The organism is Streptomyces olivaceoviridis (assembly GCF_014650115.1).
In the GTDB taxonomy this organism is placed as follows: Bacteria; Actinomycetota; Actinomycetes; order Streptomycetales; family Streptomycetaceae; genus Streptomyces; species Streptomyces olivaceoviridis.
In genome coordinates, this window is record NZ_BMUI01000014.1 from 50,270 (window position 1) to 70,794 (window position 20,525).

At 67.9% G+C, this 20,525-nt stretch carries 1 protein-coding gene; it reads right to left on the reverse strand.

Annotation, left to right across the window (positions count from 1 at the left end):
• Positions 1 to 4: 4 nt before the first annotated feature.
• Positions 5 to 20,173 carry a hypothetical protein gene (locus IE273_RS25095; RefSeq protein ID WP_189817551.1) on the reverse strand — a complete coding sequence of 6,723 codons (20,169 nt, stop codon included), beginning with the start codon at positions 20,171 to 20,173 and terminating at the stop codon, positions 5 to 7.
• Positions 20,174 to 20,525 lie beyond the last annotated feature (352 nt).

Here is a 20,525-nt window from a genome sequence, read left to right on the forward strand (position 1 = left end):
GGTTCTACCTGTTCGGCAGCGCTCCTCCGAAGGCCGTGTACATGGCCATCCACTGCGGACTCACAGGCTGTCCCTCTACCAGGCGTGTGAATACTTCTGCGACAAATTCCATCGGATTTTCGCCGGCGTATCCGGACGCTGTGCCGATGGTGGTGGCGCTGGCGGCCAGATGTTGTGTCCTGTCGTCCTTCCAAGTTGACATGTCTACCTCTTCGTAGAGGGAGAAACTGCGATCCCAGTGCAGAGCGTGCCCGATCTCATGTATGAGGTCGTGTTCGGACACGGCAGACCGAGTGAGAATCACGATCGCTTGGGGGGCCAAGAAGAAGGCCACCCTGTTGTCATGGAAAATTTCCGTGCCGCTGGCCTTGATCGGGCGTACCTCCACGGTCTTGTCCTTATGAATAATGTAGTGTGAATGGTTGTATCGTGATACGTGGACCTCAAGTTCGGGGACGTCAAACTTCACGAGGATCTTCTGAAGCGCCGCCGTGTATGTTTTCAGTGCATGCCTCGTGAAATCCTCACCGGAGACCGTGTGCAGCGTAAAAGCGGTGTTCCCGACCTTGTGCCTGCTGTAACCCGGCTTTCGGATCACGGCGTCCTGCGTGCTGTTCGCGTGCCTCTCCTGGTGTTCGAAGAACGAGGTCAGCGGCGGATACTGGTTTCGGAGGTAGTCTTTCTCGTGCTGCGACAAGGGGCCTGAGTACTGTGTGACGGATCCTTGCCTTGCGGCCTCTGTCATGACTTGGTATTGCTGAAGTCTGGCGTCATACCGGGGCTTGAGATATTGCGGGAGGATGGTGCCTTCCTTGCCTGCCGGATGATTACTGAAGCGTGGCGCGCCACTCAAGAACTGGACTGCTTTCGGCGCAACGGTCAGATATTTATGGAGAGTGGGTGCCATTACCGGATTGGCAGGCGTCTGCACCATCGGGTGCGGCCGCGAACCCGCAGGCTGCGCGTACATCGCGCCCTGGGGATGCACATGTGTCGGGGCGTACGCCTGCGGACCGCCCTGCGGCGGCGCGCTCACGGCCGTGTGCTGGAACTGGTGAGGAACGCCGCTGACCTGACTGTTCCCTGCGGCCGGCCACTGGTTCGTGTGGTGCGTGCTCACGGGGTAGGGCTGGGAAGTGCCGTAGGGGTTCGCGACAGGCGGATTGTGCCCGGTGCCTGTCCGTGGTCTCGACGAGCTGCGGCCACGCGGCGGCTCCGCGTGGAATCCGGACGCCGAGGGCGGTCGTCCGGGCACGCCGCTTCCCCATGGCGCCTGCTGACCGATCGGCTGGACGTGCACCGGGCCCTGCGCGTAGGAGGGGTGCGTCTGCGGGCCACCGTGCCAGGTCTGGCCCACGCCCATTCCCTGGAACGAGCCGACAAGACTGTCGACACTCACCTGACTCGCCGAACGCCCGCGGCCCGGCGCCGGAGCGCCGGCCGGGTAGTGCTGCGCGGTGCCGTAGGCGCCCCCCGGATGCTGCTGTTGCGTGGTGTCCGGGCGGGCCGACGAAGACGACCGGTGCCGGGACGGACCGGCGGCGTACTGTCCAGCCGCGGACGGCGGGCGCTCCGGGGCCGGGCCGGTCCAGGGCACGTGCTGACCGGTGAACTGCGGGTGGAGTGTGCCTTCGGCGAGAGGCAGGCTGTCCTTCTGCGCACCACCACGGGAAACCGAACGCTTGAACGTGTCTCCGATGCGGCCGAAGATTCCGCGCGTCTTCGAGCGGCCCCGCTCCGATTGGCTCGCCACTGACACCTGGCTGCGGTGGCTTTCGCGGGTGTCCGAGCGCTCCATCCTGTACCCGATGTCGAGGTGCCCTACCGAGCTGTTCCTGCCCTGATGCTGATACACAGGTCCCGAGGGCATCTGGTTCTGCGTGTGCTGACCCAGACGATCCCGCAAGCTCTTCACGGCACTGGTGTGCCGGTTATGGGTCCGCCCGGCGAGTGAATTCAAGTACGCATCGATACTGTGATGGACGGCGTCGAGGGACCCTCGGTTGTAGACCCAGGCCTGCAGATCGTCGTAAACGCGGGCGAAGTTCCTGTTCTTTCGTGCTTCTGGCGGAGTTTTCGACAGCCACTTTGTGAAATAAGTGTCAGGCGTCGCCGCCACATGATTCGTGCCCATGGTTCCCGGATGCGTTCCGTGGCCCGGCTGTGCCGAACCCTCCCCGGGGTCTTGGGCAATGGGCGGGCGCTGGGAGATGTCCCCTGTCTTCCGTTTCAGCAGTGGCATACCGCCGCCGAGGCCGGGTCCCTCGTACGGCTGCACCTCAGGCAGTGGTTCGCCGTTCGTGACCTCGTACCAGTGAGCCTCTGCCTCGGACAACTCGTGACCGGCCCGCACGTAATCGTCGTACGCCTGTGCCATGCGCGTGCCGTCGACATCGGTGGACGTGCCCAGATGCTGCCCGTGCTGGGCCTGTACCTCCTCCATCACGGACTCCGCGTGTGCCAGGTTGCGCCGGGCTTCGGTGATCGCCGCGCCCGCGTCGATCACCGCCCCTTCGTCCCGGGTGTCGTCCTCCCAGTCGTGGGCACGTTCCTTGCCCTTGCCCGTCGGGGTCCTGGTGACGCCGTCCTCGCCGGGCGGCACCGGGTTGTTCGCGCTGTCCTCCGGGACAGCGGGGGTGGAGTCCCGGGAGGGCGGGATCGCGGTCGGCTCCGCGGTGGTCCCGGACTTGAGGGGGGTCTGCTCGCCGCCGCCCTCGGTCAGTCCGGTCCCGTCGGCATCGGCGGGGGTTTCGCGGACATGAGGCGACGTGAGGATGGAGAAGACCGAGTCGACGATGGCCGGGACGGTCGTCTCGCCGGAGGGCGCGGGGCTGTCAGCGGGTGTGCGTGATGCTTCCGCATGAGGCTGGTCGCGCGGGTCGGGCGAGAGGCCGCCGCTGCCGGGTTCCTGTGTCAGCGGCTGCTTGTGCGGATGTTCGTCGGCAGAGTCGTCCAGGCCGGTGCTTCCGGAGCGACGCGGCTGTTCCGGGGCGTCGACGGTGAGGGGCGCGCGATCGGCGAAGGTGCCGACCACCAGGTCCCGGACCTGGACAGTCGTGGCGTCGATGACGGCGATGTGCTGGTCCGGCCCCACGATGGCGTCCACCATCAGCCCCGTGGAGGCACCCGGCCGCTGCCCGCCCGGCTCGTGGAAACTGTGTTCGGCGCCTTCGGGAGTAGTGGAGAACACCACGAACGCGGTCGAGTCGACATCGTTGTGCCGGGGGAACTCCTCCCGGCCGACGGGGAGCAGGTTCACCGGCTCACCCTCGTATCCCGCCCGCGGTGCGGTCAGGGACTGTACGCGATGGAGGACCAGCCCGCCGTTGAGGAACCTGGTGACCAGCCGTGCCACGTCGGGGCTGACAGTCCCGCCACTGATCTGGCTGTCGCTGATGTACACGGTTCCGCCGTCGGTGGTGTCGAAACGGTGGAACCCCCCCTCGCCGATCATCGGCTGGGTCACGTCGCCGAGACGCACACCTTCGCTCACCGGCGTGGGCTGGGTGCCGACTGTGTCATCGCCGAGGCCGTCGACCGTGAGGGGGGCCGGGTCTTCCGTGTGCGTGCGTTCGCCGAGGTCTCCCTCGTCCCCGGGTCCGCCATGACCGTCGTCGGCGGTGGCGTCCGTGAGCGGGTCGGCCGTCCGTCGGGTGTTCCGGAACTGTTGCCGCACCCAGTTGGAGAAGCGGGTGTCGAGTTCCTCCGGGTCGTGGCCGGTGGCACGGAGGATCTCCGTGGCAGTGGTGAGGTCCTGGTCGTGCTGTTCCAGGGCGGTGCCGGCCTGGTGGGCGTTGGGGCCGACGGCCATGCCGCGGTCGTCGCGCGGGGCGGTGTCGTGCTCGTCCCGGGCGATCTGGCGGGCGTGGTGTGCGCGTACGTACTGTGACCAGGCGTCCAGTCGTGTGGCGGGTTGGTCGGGGGAGGCGGGCTGCCAGTCGGGCAGAGGCGTGCCGTGCTGGTCCAGTTCCAGTTCCGTGGCCCAGTGCCGGGGGTCGATGCGGAGAGCGTGCAGGAGGCTCTCGCCATCGGCGGCGGACTCGTTGTCGAGGATGAGGTCGTCCGCCTCGCGTGCGATTTCGTCGGGGAACCGTCCGTCCCTGGCGACGTGTTCGCGCAGTTCGTTCTCCGTCAGCGGTGCGAGCTGCCGGTAGCGGCTCCAGCTGTCGTCGTAGCGGAAGCCGTAGCGATGTCCGTGGACGGAGTCCCAGTACGCGGCGGAACGCAGGAGTTCGTGCAGCGAGTGGTGGCCCAGGACGAGGCTGTGTCCCAGCAGGCCCAGCCGCAGCCCGTCGAGATCGAAGTTCTGGCCGGTGTGTACCTGGAGCCGCCAGGCCATCTCCAGCAGCAGCGTCATCGAACCGGACGTACCCGTGGCGACGAGAGCTCCGGTGTTCTGCCCCTGCGTGTGCAACGGCGCCTCCACCGGGAGATGACTGGTGTCGGCGGCCCTGAACCAGTGGAGGTATTCCCGGCCCGACGCGTCGGACCTGACCGCCAGCGCGCGTTCGGCATCGCTCAACGGAGGCACGACGTCTTCCGGGCGCAGCTGCGGCGAGTCGTCGTCGCGGTTGCGCCGCCAGGAACGCTCGTGCTGGATCTCGGGGAAGTCGGAGTAGCCGGGCAGAGGGATGTGCGACCGCAGAGCCTGGGCGTTGGACGCGTTGAAGAGCATGGTGGCCAGTTCCCGGACGTTGCCGGAACGGATCACTTCCCGCAGGACCCCCACGTCTCTTCCGACGCTGCCGGCCATGCTTCGTGAGGTCGATCCCAGCAGGGGAAGCCGGTCGGGGTTGTGTTCTTCAAGGACTTCCCAGACGGCCTTCGCCACCTCGCGGAGCGACCGCAGCGCCCTGGGGTGCTGGACCAGATAGCGACCGAGGTTGTTCTCGAACTCCGCGGACGCTTCCGCATACCGGATGGCAGCCAGATCCGTGGCCGCCTGCACCGGATTCGGGGAGAGGGCACCCGTCTGCGGGGCGGAATGCTCGGGAGGTTCGTATCCCCAGAAGGCGATGAGGGACTGTTCGATCTGGTGGGCCATTTCGTCCGCGGAGTGCCGGCCGTCGAAAATCCCCGCCGCGTCCCGCAGGATCGCAGGCGGGAATCCCTGCTCCAGCAGGAGCCTGGGCAGCACGACTCTGACGTTGATCCATTCGTTGCCGGCCGTGAACGGGTGGATCACCGTGAGCGAGCGCACCGTACGGGCGATGGTGCTCAGAATCGCGTGGTCATCACCGCTGTCCAGCGTGTCGAGGGTCCTGTAGTGCCGGCTGAATATGGCATCGACCAGAGCGGGGGCTTCGCGGACGCCGTACGCGTTGTGCATGACCGCGTTCCCTTGTGGGGAGCTGCTGACGATGGTGAGGGGAGGGTTCTGCTCGTCGGGAAGATCGCTCCTGCCGTCCCTGGCCACGACGAGCTTCCGCCCCAGGAACTGTTCGTCGAAGAGTTCCGTGCTGAGGTTCGTCGAACCTGTGCGGAAGGCGGACCGGGAATCGCCCGACCACCGGGTCGCGCCGCCCATGTGCTTCATGAGGATCTTGTGGAGACGCTCGTATCCTCGCGCGTCCATGTGCTGCGTGAGGGCGGACGTGTCGTCCAGCGCCTCTCGGTACACCTCAGTGATGCCACGCAGATAGCCGGGGTGCCTGCGTTCGTAGTACGCCCCGGGATCGCCGCCGGTGGTCGCGTCGTTCTGTGCGGCATGCGTCGCGACACCGTGGTCGCTCCGGTCGATGAAGAACGTCCACCATTCCTTCTCCGGAGCGAAGTCGGAGAGTGCGTCCAGTGTCTGCTCGGTGTCCGCTGTTTCGTCCTCGGTCCGTGCAGGCTCGGGGGAGGGAGCGGTCGGGGGAACCGGGTGACCGGTCCGGCCGTCATCCGCCTCCTCGCGTCCGGCCGGTTCCGAGGGCGGACGCGAGGCGGGGCCGAGTCGTTCCTCCAGCAGGCTGTTGAGGCGTTCAGCGATGGTTTCCACTGAGAAGCTGCCTTGGAAGAGGACGTGGAAATCTTCGTGGTAGACGGGTGGATAGCCGTGTTGGAGGAGGAGTTTGGGAAGGACGAGGCGGATGTTGAGGCGGCTGTTGGCATCGGTGAAGGGGTGGATCACCATCAAGGCGCGGATGGCTCGGGCGATGGCCTTGAGGTGGGCGGTCCGGTTGTCCCCGACGCCGGCGATTTCCTGGTAGTACCGGTCGTAGATGGCGTCGACCAGCCGTGGTGCCTTGGCGGGTGCGTGGTTCGTGTTGAGTACGCCGAAGCCCTTGGCGTAGGTGGTGATGGGCTCGCTGTCGAGGTCGGGTGCGTAGGGTGCGACCAGCCGCTGGCCCAGCAGTTCCTCTTCGAGGATGTCAGGGCTCAGGTCGGCGTACCGGACGATCCGGCCTCTGTCGTCGCGCGTCTCGTTCCGCAACGGGAAGCTGGTCTTGTTCTCCGACCACTTGAACTTGCCCTGGATGCCGCCGGTGAGGATGCCGTGGATCCTGCGGTGTTCGGTCGCGTCCATGCGCTTGGCGAGGGATTCCTGGTTGTCCAGGACTTCGCGGTAGGCGCGGATCATGTTCTTCTGGTAGCCCGGGGAGCCCTTGATGGCAGGGGTGCCCGCGTCGAAGTACAGGCCGGGGTCCTTGTGGAGTTCCGGCCGGTAGCCCGCGTGCTTCACCGCGTCGTTGTGCACGGACGGGTCGATGTAGAGCCGCCACCAGTCCTTCTCCGGCATGTGCTCGGACAGCAGCGTCGGCTTTGCTTCTCCGGGGACGTCGGAGGGATGCGACTCCTCCTCGCCGCTGGTCATGGCCCTGGCGATCGCGTTGGCGATCTCCGCTGCGGTGTGGTCGCCGTGGAACATGGTCTGGAGTTCCACTGATGTGACGGGCATGAACCCTTGCTCAAGCAGCAGTTTGGGCAGAACCACATGTTCGTTGAGCGTGTCGGGTTCCTGGGCGAGCCGGAGAACGGTGAGTGCGCGGGTGGTGCGGGCGATGGTCGTCAGGACTCCCATCTCGTCCGCTGGGTCGGTGGCCGCGATGTCCTGGTAGTGCCGGGTGAAGACCGCGTCGATCAGGCGCGGGACCTCGTCGCGTCGGTAGTTGGCGACGAAGAAGGTTCCCTTCTCGTTGCTGACGACCCGTACGACGGAGTCGTCCGTCGCGGCGGGGTCCGCGCCCCTGGTGATCAGTGGCCGGCCCAGCAGCGTCTCTTCCAGGAGGTCGGAGCTCACGTGTCCCGACTCGGGGGCGGGGCCGCCCCAGCCCTGCTGCGACCACGGGATCTGGTCGTCGCTGTCAAGGCCCTTGACGAGGGTGTACAGCCGGGCGTACTGCCCATTGTCCAGGGGCGTGGCCATGGCCTGGGGGTCGTCGAGGATCGAGTGATAGACGTCCAGCATCCGCTGCTTGTGGCCGGGCGAGTACCTCTCGTAGTAGTCGCCCGGATCGCCCCGGTGGCCGGCGTTGCTCCACTCGTTCTCCACCGTCGCCTGATGCGACGCGGGAACGTAGATCTCCCACCAGTTACGCTCGGCGACCATCTCCGACAGGAGCGCCGCGCCCCCCGGCTCCTCACCGGTGTCCGACGACACCGGTGAGGCGGCCTCCTCGGCCCCGTTGTCCTGCTGCTGTGCACCGTGCGGGGGTGCGGCCGGATGCGCTGTAGCCGCCTCATCCAGGTCCGTTTCATCGCGGAGGGTGTCGGCGCCGACGTGGTCCGGACGAGCACCGCCGGCCGTCCTGACGGGAACACCGGTGGTTTCCACAGCGATGATCTGGTCGGCCTTTTCGCGAGTGGTCATGCGCCGCCATACGGCCTGGCCGAAGTGTGCCGCCGCCTGTCGCAGGGACTCCTCGAAGTCGCTGTCGGAGACATCACCGTGCCGGATGCCGCGCTTCGCCGCGTACTCCATTTTCAGATCGGTACGCGGATCCAGAGCACCACGTGTCGCGGGCCCGGTCGTGGAGTCTGCTTCGTCCGGCGTGCGCAGGGGGGTGTCCTGGTCCGCCGAGCCGGAGCCACGCGGCGGTACTTCGGAGACCCGGGCCGGGGCCCCGTCACCGCGGGTCGTGCCGGTGGGGTCGTTGAGGGTGAGGTGGGTTTTGATGACGCCCTTGAGTACCTGGTAGCCGCTGGCGTCCTGGGCGTGCACGCGCAGGGGGCGGTTGACTTCGAAGTCCTGCGCGGTCTGCTCCAGGATCTTGTAGGAGCCGTGTTCCGCGAGCCCGTCGAACACCTCCAGTTCGAGCACGTCACCGAGAACGGAACCCTTGCCGGCGAGCGCGGTCTCCGCGTCGAGAGAGAGCGTGTCCGCGTTGTTGCCCCACTCGATGCGCTTGCTGGAGTTGTAGTACCAGTCGCGGGGACGGAGCAGCCAGCTACGCGGGGCCTGGATCGAGTCCATGACCCCATCGAGGCGGTGGGCAAAGGCCTGCTGGTGCATGGCCAGGGCTTTGACCCTGCCGTCGAAACCCCGTTCGGCCAGGTAGGCACCCAGGTAGTGCTGTGCGGCGAACAACGAACGGCCGCTCTGGGTGTAGTCGATCAGCAGGATGTCCTTGCCCGCTTCGAGATGCGGTCGGACGAACTCGTCGAAGTGCGCGGCGAGCATCCGGCGCTGATCGTCGCTGAGCGGCGGACGGCCCTTGAAAGCGTCCCGGAAGATCGACCGTTCGCCGTCCGCCGGAGCAGGGCGGAAGTTGGACAGCGGAATCGACTGGGCCGGGTGGCCGGTCGCCTGGAGGGCGGCGATGATCGCCGCGGGGCTGCGGCCCAGCCCCAGATAGAAGTGCCCCTCGGGCGGATACTTTGTCGTGATCAGGGCCGACGTCTCGACGACGGCGTCGATCACGGTGTCCTGACTCTCCTGAAGCTGCCGGTAGGCGGCCAGCCTCAGGTCCCTGAGCAACTGCTCCGCGTCGTGTTCCTGGTAGACGACCTCGCCGTCGCGGACTCCGTACAGGTGGTCGTCGACCACGTCGCGTATCGGGCCCGGGGGAACGTACAGCCCCGCTTCCTTCAGCCAGTCCCTGACCCTCCTGGGTGTCAGACCGGCCTTTTGGCCGTCGAGCACACGGAAGACACTCGTCGAAGGCTCGTACGGACGCCACGAGAATGTGGTCATCGAACTACCGTCGGAGCGGGTGAACTGGCTGGGCACCAGCCTCTCGCTCGGAATTCTCCACGGCACTGCCTCGGCACCGGAAGATGTCCCGGTCGTGGTCGGCCGGGTACTGCCGCTAGGCACCTGCGCGGGCGCTGCCCCGTCGCCGGGCGTGGGCCTGGACGACGAGCCCGTCGCCGGCGCATCCGACAGAGCGGGGCCGCCGCCTTCCACCGGTTGTCCGGGACCGGCGCCAGGACCCTTGGGCGCCGCTGGGGGAAGGTCCAGCTCGTCGCGCCGGGCACGGGCGTGACGGTCGGCCAGGTCGGCGGCAGTCACGGGGTCGTTCCGGTGCTGGGCCAGGATGCCGGCCACCTCGGTCAGCACCGTGTAGGCGCCGGGGTGAGTGTCGGCCAGCCCCCCGCCGATCCGTGGCGGCATGTCGATCACGGAACCGACGATCCCGGACGCCCGCGTGACGATATGGCGGTACGAGTCGCCCAGTTCCTTCTGCAACCGCTCGTGAGTCTGGTCCGCCTGTTCCGGCGACAGCAACCGCACACCGTCGTCCGTCTCCGGTGCCTCGGACGGGACCTGACGGCCCTTGCCCTTGTCCGCCGACCGTGTGTCCGGTTCCTGCCGGGTGCCCTGTGCGATCGGGTCGGGCTCACGGGACGGCGAGTGTGTCTCCTGCCACTGCCCCTGGAGCCAGGCGGAGAAGCGCCCGTCGAGTTCTGCGGGGTCATGTCCCGTGCCGCGCAACGCCTCCTCGGCGGAGGCGAGTTGCCGGGTGTGTTCCTCCACCTGTGCGGTCGCTTGTCGCCATTCCCGCTCGCCGCGGCCGTCCGGGCCGGCCTCGGTGACGGCGTCCTGTCCGGGGGGACGCAGGAGGTTCTTCTGTTCGACGGCGATGTCCAGGGCGTTCTGTGCCCGCAGGTACTGCGACCAGGCGTCCAGACGTGTGGCCGGCATGCCGGCGGACTCCGGTTGCCATCCGGGCAGGGGGTTGCCGTGCCCGTCGTGTTCGAGTTCGGCGGCCCACCGCCCGGGGTCGATCCCGAGCGCGTGGAGGATCGTCTTGCCGTCGGCGACGGACGACTCGTCGAGACGAGGGTCGCGCACGCCCAGGGCGATCTCGTCGGGGAACAGCCCGTTCTCGGCGACGTGCTCGCGCAGTTCGGTCTCGGTCAGCGGCGCCAGATGCCGGTACCGGTTCCACGCGTTCTCGTAGCGAAGCCCGAGATGACCGTCGTGCGCCCTGTCCCACAGCTCCGCCGAGCGCATCAGCTCATGCAGCGTGTGATGGCCCGCCTGAAGGTTGTGGCCGATCAGTCCCAGCCGAACCTCGTCCAGGTCGAAGCTCTGGCCGGTCACTTCCTGGAGACGCCACACCGTCTCCAGGACCAGCGCCAGGGAACCGGAGGTGCCGGTGGCGATGAGAGCTCCTGTGCCCTGCCCCGCCTGTTGCAGCGGGCTGTCCAGTGTCACGTGCTTCGTGTCACTGGCCGCCGACCACAGCAGATACTCCCTACCGGCGGCGTCGGTCCTCACCGACATCGCTCGCTCGGCCTCGCTGAGCGGGGGCACCACGTCCTCGGGACGCGTCGGCGGCCGTTGGCCGAAGAGGGGCTGCCGCCAGACGCGTTCTTCCTTGATCTCCGGGAAGTCGGCATAGCCGGGTGCCTTGATGAAGGAGCCCAGAGCCGAATGGGAGGTGGCGTTGTAGAGCAGTGTGGACAGTTCGCGGAGGTTGCCGGAACTGACCACCTTTCGCAGGGTTTCGACATCGACTCCGACACCGCCGACTGCGGAGTCGGAAAGCGAGCCCAGCATGTGGAGTTTGCCCGGATCGTTTTCCTGGAGAAAATCCCATACCGCCTGGGCGACCTTCCGGGTCGCTTCCAGTGCCTGGGGGCGCTCCATCAGGTACCGACCGAGCCGATTTTCGAACGAGGCCGCCGCCGTGGCGTACTCGATGGCAGCCAGGTCGCTTTCCGGTGCCGGATCGTCCGCCACGTCCTCGTGTGTGGCCAGGTCCTGGTCCAGTTTAAATGCCGGACCGCCGAGTTTCTCCGCGATGAGGCCGTCGATGATGTCGGTGATCTTGTCCAGTGAATATCCACCCTGGAAGATCTGGTGGAAGGCGGACGAGTATACGGGTGGCAAGCCGTTTTCGAGCAGGAGTTTGGGCAGGATCAGGCGCATGTTGAGCCTGCTGTTGGCGTCGGTGAACGCGTGGATCACCATAAGGGTGCGGACGGCGCGTCCGATGGCGGTGACGACCGCGCGCCGGTCACCGGGAGCCGCTTTGCCGACTTCCTCGTAGTAGCGGTCGTAGACGGCGTCGACCAGGCGGGGTGCGCCACCCTCTTCGTGCCTGGTCAGCATGAGACCGCTGGTGAAGGATGTGATCGGCTGTTCGCCGTGGACGTTGTAGTTCTTGGCCACGGGGCGGCCCAGAAGTCTCTCGGAGAGCAGGTCGGGGCTCAGTTCGACGGCTCTGCGCAGCGGGAATCCCACGCCGCCTTCCCCGGTCCATCCGAAGTTGCCCTCGACGTCCCTGGTGGCGAGTTCGTGGAGCTTCTTGTGCTCCGTCGAGTTCAACCGTTTGGCGATGAACTTCTTGTCGTCCAAAGCCGCCTTGTAGGCGGCGATCATGCTCTGCTGATAGCCGGGGGAAGGATTGTAGGTGCTGTCGGGAATCTGCACATCGAAGTAGCGTCCGGGGTCGCGCTGAAGCTCGGGGATTTTGAGGAGGTCCCGCTTCGCCAGCCAGTGGGCGTTTCCGGTGATGTAGAAGTTCCACCAGTCTTTCTCGGGGTAGTGATCGGAAAGTGTCTTGAGTTCTGGTACCGCCTTCTGTTCGGTGGGGTCGGGTTCTTCCTGTGCGTCGTAGATCTTGATGATGGCGCGGGTGATCTCTTCGGCGCTGTGGTCACCCCTGAATATGTGTTCGATATCGGATGAGGCGACCGGGGGCAGTCCCTGTTCGAGGAGGAGTTTGGGAAGGAGCAGGTAGTGGTTGACTGTTGCGGAGGAAGGGTCGACGGGGTTGAGGAGGGTGAGGGCCCGGACGGTGCGAGCGATCGACATGATGATCGCGTGTTCGTTCTTCGTGCCTATGCGCTCGATCTCGCGGTAATGGCGTTCGAACACCGCGTCGATCAGGGCCGGCGCCTCGTGGCCTTCGTAGCGGACCATGATGGCAGGAGTGGCCTCGTCCGACACGACGGTGAGCAGGGCATTACCTGTGTAGGGCCAGGCGTCTCCCATGTGCCGGGTGATCAGTGGCCGGCCGAGCAGCGTCTCCGAGAAGAGATCGGAGCTCACGTAGTGGGAATCCGGGAGATCGGTGAGCCAGCCGAGATCGGACCACCCGAGCGCACGGGCCTCATGGCCCGTCACGACCTGGTGCATACGGACGTAGTCGGCTGAGTTCACCGGCTTCGCCACGGCCTGCGGATCGTTCAGGAACTCGTGGTACGCATCCGTCATGCGCTGCTGGTAGCCGGGGTCGGTCTGCTCGTAGTAGCCGCCGGGATTACCAAGCATCTTGGGATCCGTCAGTGAAGCGTCGGCTGCCTTGGTGAGGTCATCGGCCCTGATGTAGACGTTCCACCACTGCTCTTCGTCCAGGAAATCCGAAATCGGCTGCGGTCCGAGGGACTCGTCCTCGCCGTCCCCTTCCTCGGACACCGGCTCATGAGGCTCCTCGGGCGTGTGGGAGGTGCTGCCGGGAACGCGGGAGGGCCCGGCTCCCGGCGTGTGCGGAGCACTGTCGTCGAGCAGGTGCGCGCCGCCGGACCTCCGCAGAGGGCTGCCCGTGACCTCCACGGCGACGATGTGCCCGGCCTTCTCCCGGGTGGTCATGCGTCGCCATTCGGCGTCGTCGAAGTGCGCCGCGGTCTTCCGCAGGGACTCGTCGAACGCGCCGTCGGAGACGTCGCCGTGGCGGATGCCCCGTTGCGCGGCGTACGCCATCTTCAGGTCGGTGAGCGGGTTCAGCGGCGTGTGGGTGGGGGGTGTTTCCCGCATGGCGTTGCCAGCAGGGGAGGGGGTCTCCTGGTGCGACGCCGCGGTCTTGCTGAGGATGCCCTTGCCGAAGGGTGTGGACGGCTCCCAGTGCATGTGCGCCGCGTGTGTCACCGCCATGTCGTTGCCGGTGCCGACACCGTCCGGCTGCGGTCCGCGCGGCGCTACTCCGTCACCGCCGGGCGTGGTCTGCTCGGCCGTGCCGGTCCGGACTGACTGCTGCTGGATCCAGGCCCACTGCTGCACCGACCGGCTGCTGTTCCAGATGTGCGGGAAGTAGGGCAGGACGTTGGTGACGAAGTCGTCGTACATGTGGGCCGGGCCGCCGTCGTACTCGTTCGGCTTCTTGCTCAGGAAGCCGTCGGCGTACCTCACGTACCTGGTGACGGCTGAGTCGACCGTCTCAGGGTGCTGCCGCAGGGGAGCGGTGGCCGCCGTGTACTTCCGCATGACGTGGCGCAGGCGGTCCGCGTCGAATTCGGCCCGGCTCTGGCCGGCGCGCTCGTCGAGCCCCAGCTCCCGTCGGATCAGCTCCACGTCCGCGTGGCCGAAGCCGTGTTCCTTGCCGTAGGCCATGACGGGCTTGCGCCACGGGGAGTTCGGGTCGGGCGGCTGGTACGTCCCCCGAAGCTCGGGCTTCACCTCGAAGTCCTTGGAGTACCGTCCGGACGCGGTCGGCGGCTCGGAGACGACGATGCGCTCGTACCCGGGGGCGAGGCCTCCGCTGCTGGTCCGTCCGTAGCCCGCGTCGTGCCACGCCTGCATGCGGACGGAGCCGGTCGAGCCGTCATCCTCCAGGTAGTGGACGTCGTGGCCGATCAGCGCGACGGCCTCCAGGTTTCCGGAGCGGAAGCCGACGTGCTGCACGCCGTGCCGCCGGTTCAGGTGGTCGTACAGGCGGAACTGGCCGGTGCGGGTGTCACCGCCCCAGGCGCTCAGTGCGGCGTCCTTTCCCCGCCAGAAGCCGGTGAGCTGGTGGATGTTCTCGGTGCCGAGTTCGGCACGCATGTCCCGGACCAGCTCGTCCCACTTGCCCTCCTTGCCCTGGCCGGGGTGCGGGTCGCCGGTGATGATCACCGCCTTGTAGTCCTTCGCCAGGTTCCGCAGGAGCTGGCGCGTGCCCTCGAAGCTGGTGTCGTGCTCCATCCGGCTGCGCAGACCCGACCAGTTCGTGGACTTGCCGGTGAAGCGGGACCACAGCACCAGCACGTCCTTCTCGCCCTCCGGGATCCGCACCCCCCGGCCGGCGAGCCATTCGGTGATCTCGGTGTCGCGGTGGTCGTCCAGCTTCCACGCCGTGCGGATTCTCGTCCGCAGCTGATCGGAGAAGTGGCGGGCGACGAAGCCGGTGCCGTCCGTGACACCCCACAACTCCTTCTTCCGGTACATGGCGCTGAACTTCTTGTCGATCTTCCACTGCACCTGGGCGATTCGGGTGGCCTCCTGGTTCAGCGGTTTCCAGACCTTGCCCTGCTCCAGGCTCGGGAGCTCCAGCCTCCAGATGCGGTCGGGGTGGATCCCGCTCTCCAGGTAGAAGGCCTCGATGGACCGCGACTTGTCCCGGATCGGGTCGTGTCCGGGAAGGCCGGGACCGGGACCGCCCGCGATGAGCACGTGCATGTTGGGCTCGTCGAGCAGCATCGCGAGGATGCCGAACTGGTCGCCGGACGCGTAACCCGGGTGCATGACCAGCGAGTTCTCAGGTGCGTAGACGGGCGGTCGCAGGGTCTGGTGCACACGTGGGTCCACGGCCGGCGCGTGAGCCGCGGACGGCCTCGGGGCAGCCTGTGCCGACGTGGGTCGCCCGAACGTGCGGGGCCGGCCTGGAGCGCGAGAGGGGCCGGCCTGGCTGTTTCTTGCGGGACGGTCGTTGGGCTTCGTTCGTGTAGGGCCGGCGCCGAGGCCCTTGGGTGTGGCGGGAGGCAGGTCGTGTGCGGTGCGGAGGTCGACGGTGTGCTGGTGGGCCAGGGCCGCGCCCGCATCGGGGTCGTGCAGGTGGTCGGCGAGGATGCGTACGGCGTCGGTGAGGGCCGAGTAGGCGGCGGGGCGGGTGATGGCGAGGCCCCCGTCGAGGTGCGGGGGCATGTCGATGACGGAGCCGGTGATCGCGGAGGCGTCGGAGACGATCTCGCGGTAGGTGTCCTCGTCCAGCTCCGCCCGAAGCTGCTCGTGGATCGCGTCCGCCTCGTCCGGTGACAGCAGCCTGGTGTTTCCGCCCGGCGCGTCGGGCTCGGTCGCTCGACCCTTGCCCTTGTCCACCGAACCCGGGACGGCTTCCCCCGGTTCCGAGCCCCGCACGGTCGGCACAGGCTCGGCAGCTCGTCCAGGACCGGCCGGGGACGGCTCCCGCACAGCCGTCGACAGGGACTGGTCGCGGACGGGGGACGGAGCGGACTCGGCCACGTGCGTGGCGGTGTCGTGCGGGGTGCCGGTCTGACCGCTGATGGTGAGGCGGGTCTTGATGAGGCCCTTCAGCGTGTGATAACCGGTGGCGTCCTGCGCGTGCCGGACCAGCGGGCGGTTGACTTCGAAGTCCTGCGGGGTCTGTTTCAGAAGCTTGTAGGAACCGTGTTCCGCGAGCCCGTCGAACGCCTCTTGCTTGAAAGCCTGTCCGAGCACGGGTCCGTTGTCCGCGAGTGCGCTGTCCGTGCCGAGGGGGAAGCTGTCCGCGCCCTTGCCCCATGCGACGCGTTCGCTGGTGTTGTAGTACCAGTCGAGGGGGTTGCGCAGCCAACTGCGCGGGGCCCGGATCGCGTCCATCGTCGCACCGAGATTGCCGGTGTCGATGTCCTGGTGCATGGCGAGTGCCTTGACCTGGCCGTCGAATCCCCGCTCTGCCAGGTAGGCGCCCAGGTAGTGCTGTGCGGCGAAGAGCGACAGGCCGGTCTGGGTGTAGTCGATGAGCACGATGTCCTTGCCCGCTTCGAGGTGCGGGCTGACGAACTCGTCGAAGTGCGCGTCGAGCATCTGCCGCTGCTCGCCGTTGAGCGGGGGATACTTCTTGAACGCGTCATGGAAGATCGACCAGTCGCCTTCTTCCGGAGCGGGGCGGAAGTCGGACAGCGGTACCGACTCGGCCCGGTGACCGGTCGCCTGGAGGGCGGCGATGATCGCGGCGGGGCTGCGGCCCAGTCCCAGGTAGAAGTGCCCGGAAGGCGGGTACTTCTCGGTGATCAGGGCCGACGTTTCGACGACGGCGTCGATCACGGCGTCCTGTCCGGCCAGGATCTGCGCATGAGCGGCCGCCCGCAGATCCTTCAGCAACCGCGCCGCGTCGTGCGGTTGATAGACGACTTCGCCGTCATGAACCCCGTACAGGTGGTCGACGACCGCTTCGCGCACCGGGCCGGGCGGAACATGCACGCCCTCTTCGGTCAGCCAGTCCCGGACGCCCTTGGGTGTGAGACCGACCTTCTGGCCGTCCAGCACGCGGAAGACAGACGTCGAAGGCTCGTACGGGACGCGCACGTACTCCGTCTGCGGCTGCCCCGTGGTGGGGTCGACCATCTGCTGCCCGGTTGCCGGGTCGATCTTCGCGACGGGCACGTACCTACCGTCCGACACCATCCACGGCCGTGGCGCGGGACGGGAGGGCTCCTGAACGGCGTCGGCTCCGGCACCGGCTGCGGGTCCGTGCTCGACCGCGTTCCCGGTGTCGGTTCCGGACGCGGCGTCGTACGTCGACTCCGTGGCGATCGGCGATCGCAGGGGTGGCTCGGCGACGCGGTGCCCCGAGGACGACGTCTCCGTCACATGTGTACCGGCCCGGTCGGGCTCGTGCAGCCCCTGGGGGACGCCCGCGAGAACCCGCGGCGGCGCCTGGTCCAGGTCCAGTTCGTCGCGCAGGACGCGGGCGTGGTCGCCGGCCAGACGGAGGCCCGTCCGGGGATCGTGCTGGTGCTGGGCCAGAACGACGGCCACCTGGGTCAGGACCGAGTAGGCCGCGGGATCGGCGTCGGCAAGGCCCCTGTCCAGACTGAGCGGCGTGTCGACCACGGATCCGGTGATCCCGGAAGCCTGGAGGACGATACGGCGGTAGACCTCGGGGTCCAGCTCCGCCCGAAGCCGCTCGTGGATCGCGTCCGCCTCGTCCGGTGACAGCAGCCTGGTGTTCTCGTCCGGCGCGCCGGGCTCGGTCTGACGGCCCTTCCCCTTGTCCGCCGGAGACGGTGTCTTCGTGCCCGTGTTCGCGTCCGTCCCGGAGACCGTGATGCCGGCGGACCGCGCCCGTTCCACGGTGTCTTCCACCTCCTGCGGGGTTCCCCGCAGCAGCTTCTGGGCGACGATCGCCACGTGCCGGTCCACGGGGGACAGGCCGCCGAAGTCGTCGGCATGTTCATTGAGTTGCGTGAGCAGTCGGTCCGTGTGCTCCGGGGATCCCCCCAGCCGTACGTACGCCTCCGTCACCGCGGCCAGCAACGGGGCGGGGAGCCCGCGGTCGGCGGACGTCTTTCCCCAGAGCCGTTGGAACGACCGCAACGCGTCGGTGTCCTCGCGGTCACCGTCGCCCCGGCTGGTCGTCGTGTGCTCGGTTCCCGGGCGGGAAGTCGTTCCCGTGCCGGTCGCGGTGTGCGCGTCACGCTGCGGACCGGTGGTGTTCGGCGGGGCACTGTCGTGGGCGGCAGGGGTCTGGGACCGGGTCCCGTCCAGCGCGTCGACGGGACCGGCCGCGGCGTCCGGGCCGCGCGTCGCGGTCGTCTCCGGTGCCGGGGCCAGGTGTGGCGTACCGGAAGCAGGTGTGGAGCCGTCCCGTGCCGGTTCCGGTACGTCCGCTCGTCCCGTCGGCTCATCGAGGTGCCCGGCGGACTCGTGCGCCGTGGCCGGAGTCTCCTGCGCGGTGGTGGTCGGGGTCGTCTGCGTGGTGATCGGAGTCGCCTGCGCCGTGGCGGGAGTCTCCTGCGCGGTGGCCGGGGTCTCGTGCGCGGGGGGTGTCGGCTGTGACTCCGGGCTCTCCGGCTCCCGGCGTCCGGGCCCGCCGGTGCCGCCGGAGGAGCTGGTGGACAGCCGCTCGGGCCCGGTCGAGCCCGGCTGCGACCCGCGGGTCTCCGGGCGCGACGTACCGGCCGCCGGCCGGCCGGTGTTGTCGCTCTGGGTCTCCGGGCGGCCCTGGTCCCCTCCGGCCGTGCTCGTGGTGCTGATGCGGGGCGGGGCGGACGGCGGAGTCTGCCCCGCCGCAGGCGCGCCCGGACGCTGCGCGGGTGTGCCGGCTGCCGTGCCTGTGCCCGCACCGGCCGCCGGTGCACTCGTACCGGCCGCCGGAGCACCCGTACCCGCGGTCGTGGCGGAGCCGGTGCCGGAGCTGGTGGGCAGCGGCGTCTGGTGGGTGGCGGGGTTGTTGAGAGCCGTCTGAGGCCCTGTCGCACCGAGGCCCTCGGGGATGTTGACGGCCGGGGCGTTGAAGGAGGGGAAACCGAGGGCGGGGGTGTTGACGGACGGCGGTGTGAACGGGTTCGGGGTCGCCTCGCTGTACGTGGGCGGGGGTGTGAACGCCGCGTTGTGGGTGCCACCGAGGCTGGAGTCGCCCCCGGTCGGGTACGGGGTGTACGGGGGCGGGGTGGTGAGGTCGTCGGGTGCGGCCGTGTTGAACTGCTCCGGCGACAGGAGAAGTTGGGGCAGTTTGAGGTTGAGGCTGAGAGAGCTCTTGATGGTGCTGTGGACGGCGCTCAGGACGGGATGTTTGGCGTGACTGAGGACGTCGCCGCCCATCGCGCCGAACGTGGTCTCCTTGCTGGTGGTGAACTGCCCCTGCTCGATGTAGTTGACGACGGCCTCGGACAGGTTCTGGTGGGCCATGCTGAAGCCGGTGTCCAGCAGCAGGTGCGGCGGCTTCTCCTTCCACACCGACGGCATCGCCTTGGCCACACCGTCCGACAGAGCCGTGCGCAGCGGCTCGTACGTCGCCCCGAGTTTCTCCATCGGGTCCAGCGCCGACTTCAGCGCGCCGGCCAGGTTCTTGCCGCCGCCCGCGTGCGCCATGAACGCGTTCGCCCACTCCGCCCCCATCTCCCGGGCGACATCCGGACCCAGCCGGGAGCCGAAGGCCCGCTCGAACTGGTCGCCGACCGCGTGCTGGAAGGCTTCCTGGGCGTCCTTGGAGACGACACTGTGGGTGAGTTCGACCCGCATCGGCACCGTCAGCTTCGCCAGGTCGGGACCGAACGTGCCGCTGAGGTCGGCCAGGTCCTTGACCAGCGGGGTGTCGGCCAGGCCGGCCCCGGTCTTCACGGCGGTCTTGGTTCCGGGCGTCACCGACCCCGCCAGGTCCGAGACGGCGGACCTGGTGGGAGTCGACGTCGAAGGATGCTTGAGGGCGTTCTCGATCGACTCCTGCATCGACTTGACGGCCGCCGGCGAGAACCCCTTCGAGATCAGCTTCTTGATCGGCCCGGTCACCAGCGGCACTCCCGCGCCGATCGCACCCTGGACCGCACCCGAGAGCACCGCACTGTGCCGGTACTGGTCCCCCTGCGAGGTGTGCTCGCCCCCCAGCGCCAGGATCCACCGCGCCAGCCCGTCCAGCGCCGTCGACAGTGCCACGTTCGTCACCATCGTCATCGCCGCGTGCGTCAGGAAACGCCGCAGCGTGTTCCCGAACAGGATCTTGAACAGTTCCTTCAGCAGCGCCTGCTCGATCGCCGCCCCGATCGGGTTGAAGTCCCACATGATCAGGGTGATCGCCCACTCCACCAGGAACGCCAGCACCTGGAGGACGATCATCAGATTCGTGTAGTCCAGCTGGTACGCGAACTCCCCGGCCCCGTCCGCCAGCTGTGCCGCCGTGTCCCGCAGCCCCGAGATGTAGTCCGCCCCGTCCCCCGACAGGAACGTCTTCATCGCATCCACGTACGCCTTGGGCCAGTCACCGTTGGCCCCCTGTGCCGTCCCGCCCGCGACCTGCGCCACCAGGTTCTGGAACTCGTCCAGGTACTTCACCAGCTCAAGGTGCGGAACCTGGACCTCGTTGCGCATCCGCTCGGACGAACCCAGAGGCACGGACATACCCGCCACGAACACCACGATCGGGTTGTACCAGGGCTCCTCAGTCACAACATCCCCACAAACGCGAACTCATCGATCGGCAACCGGTCACCGGCCCGCCGAGCGTGACACCTCACACAGGACGGAACTCACCATCAGTTATACGCGTCGATACGTGTATTAGGTTCGCACGTCTCGCATGCGGAGCACCTACTCGGTGGGGTGTGGCCGCGTCGCCCCGGCGGGATGAGTCGTAACTCACACGTGCTGTACCCTGCGGTCCTCGGATCCGTTGTGTGGTTGTGGGAGTAGGTAGGTGTGCCGAAACCCGACGCACCGGATCCGGCCTGCGCTCCCTCGAAAGGAAGCACATGAAGTCTCCAGATCCGCCGCGGCCCGCCCGCGCGGCTCCGGCAAGCAC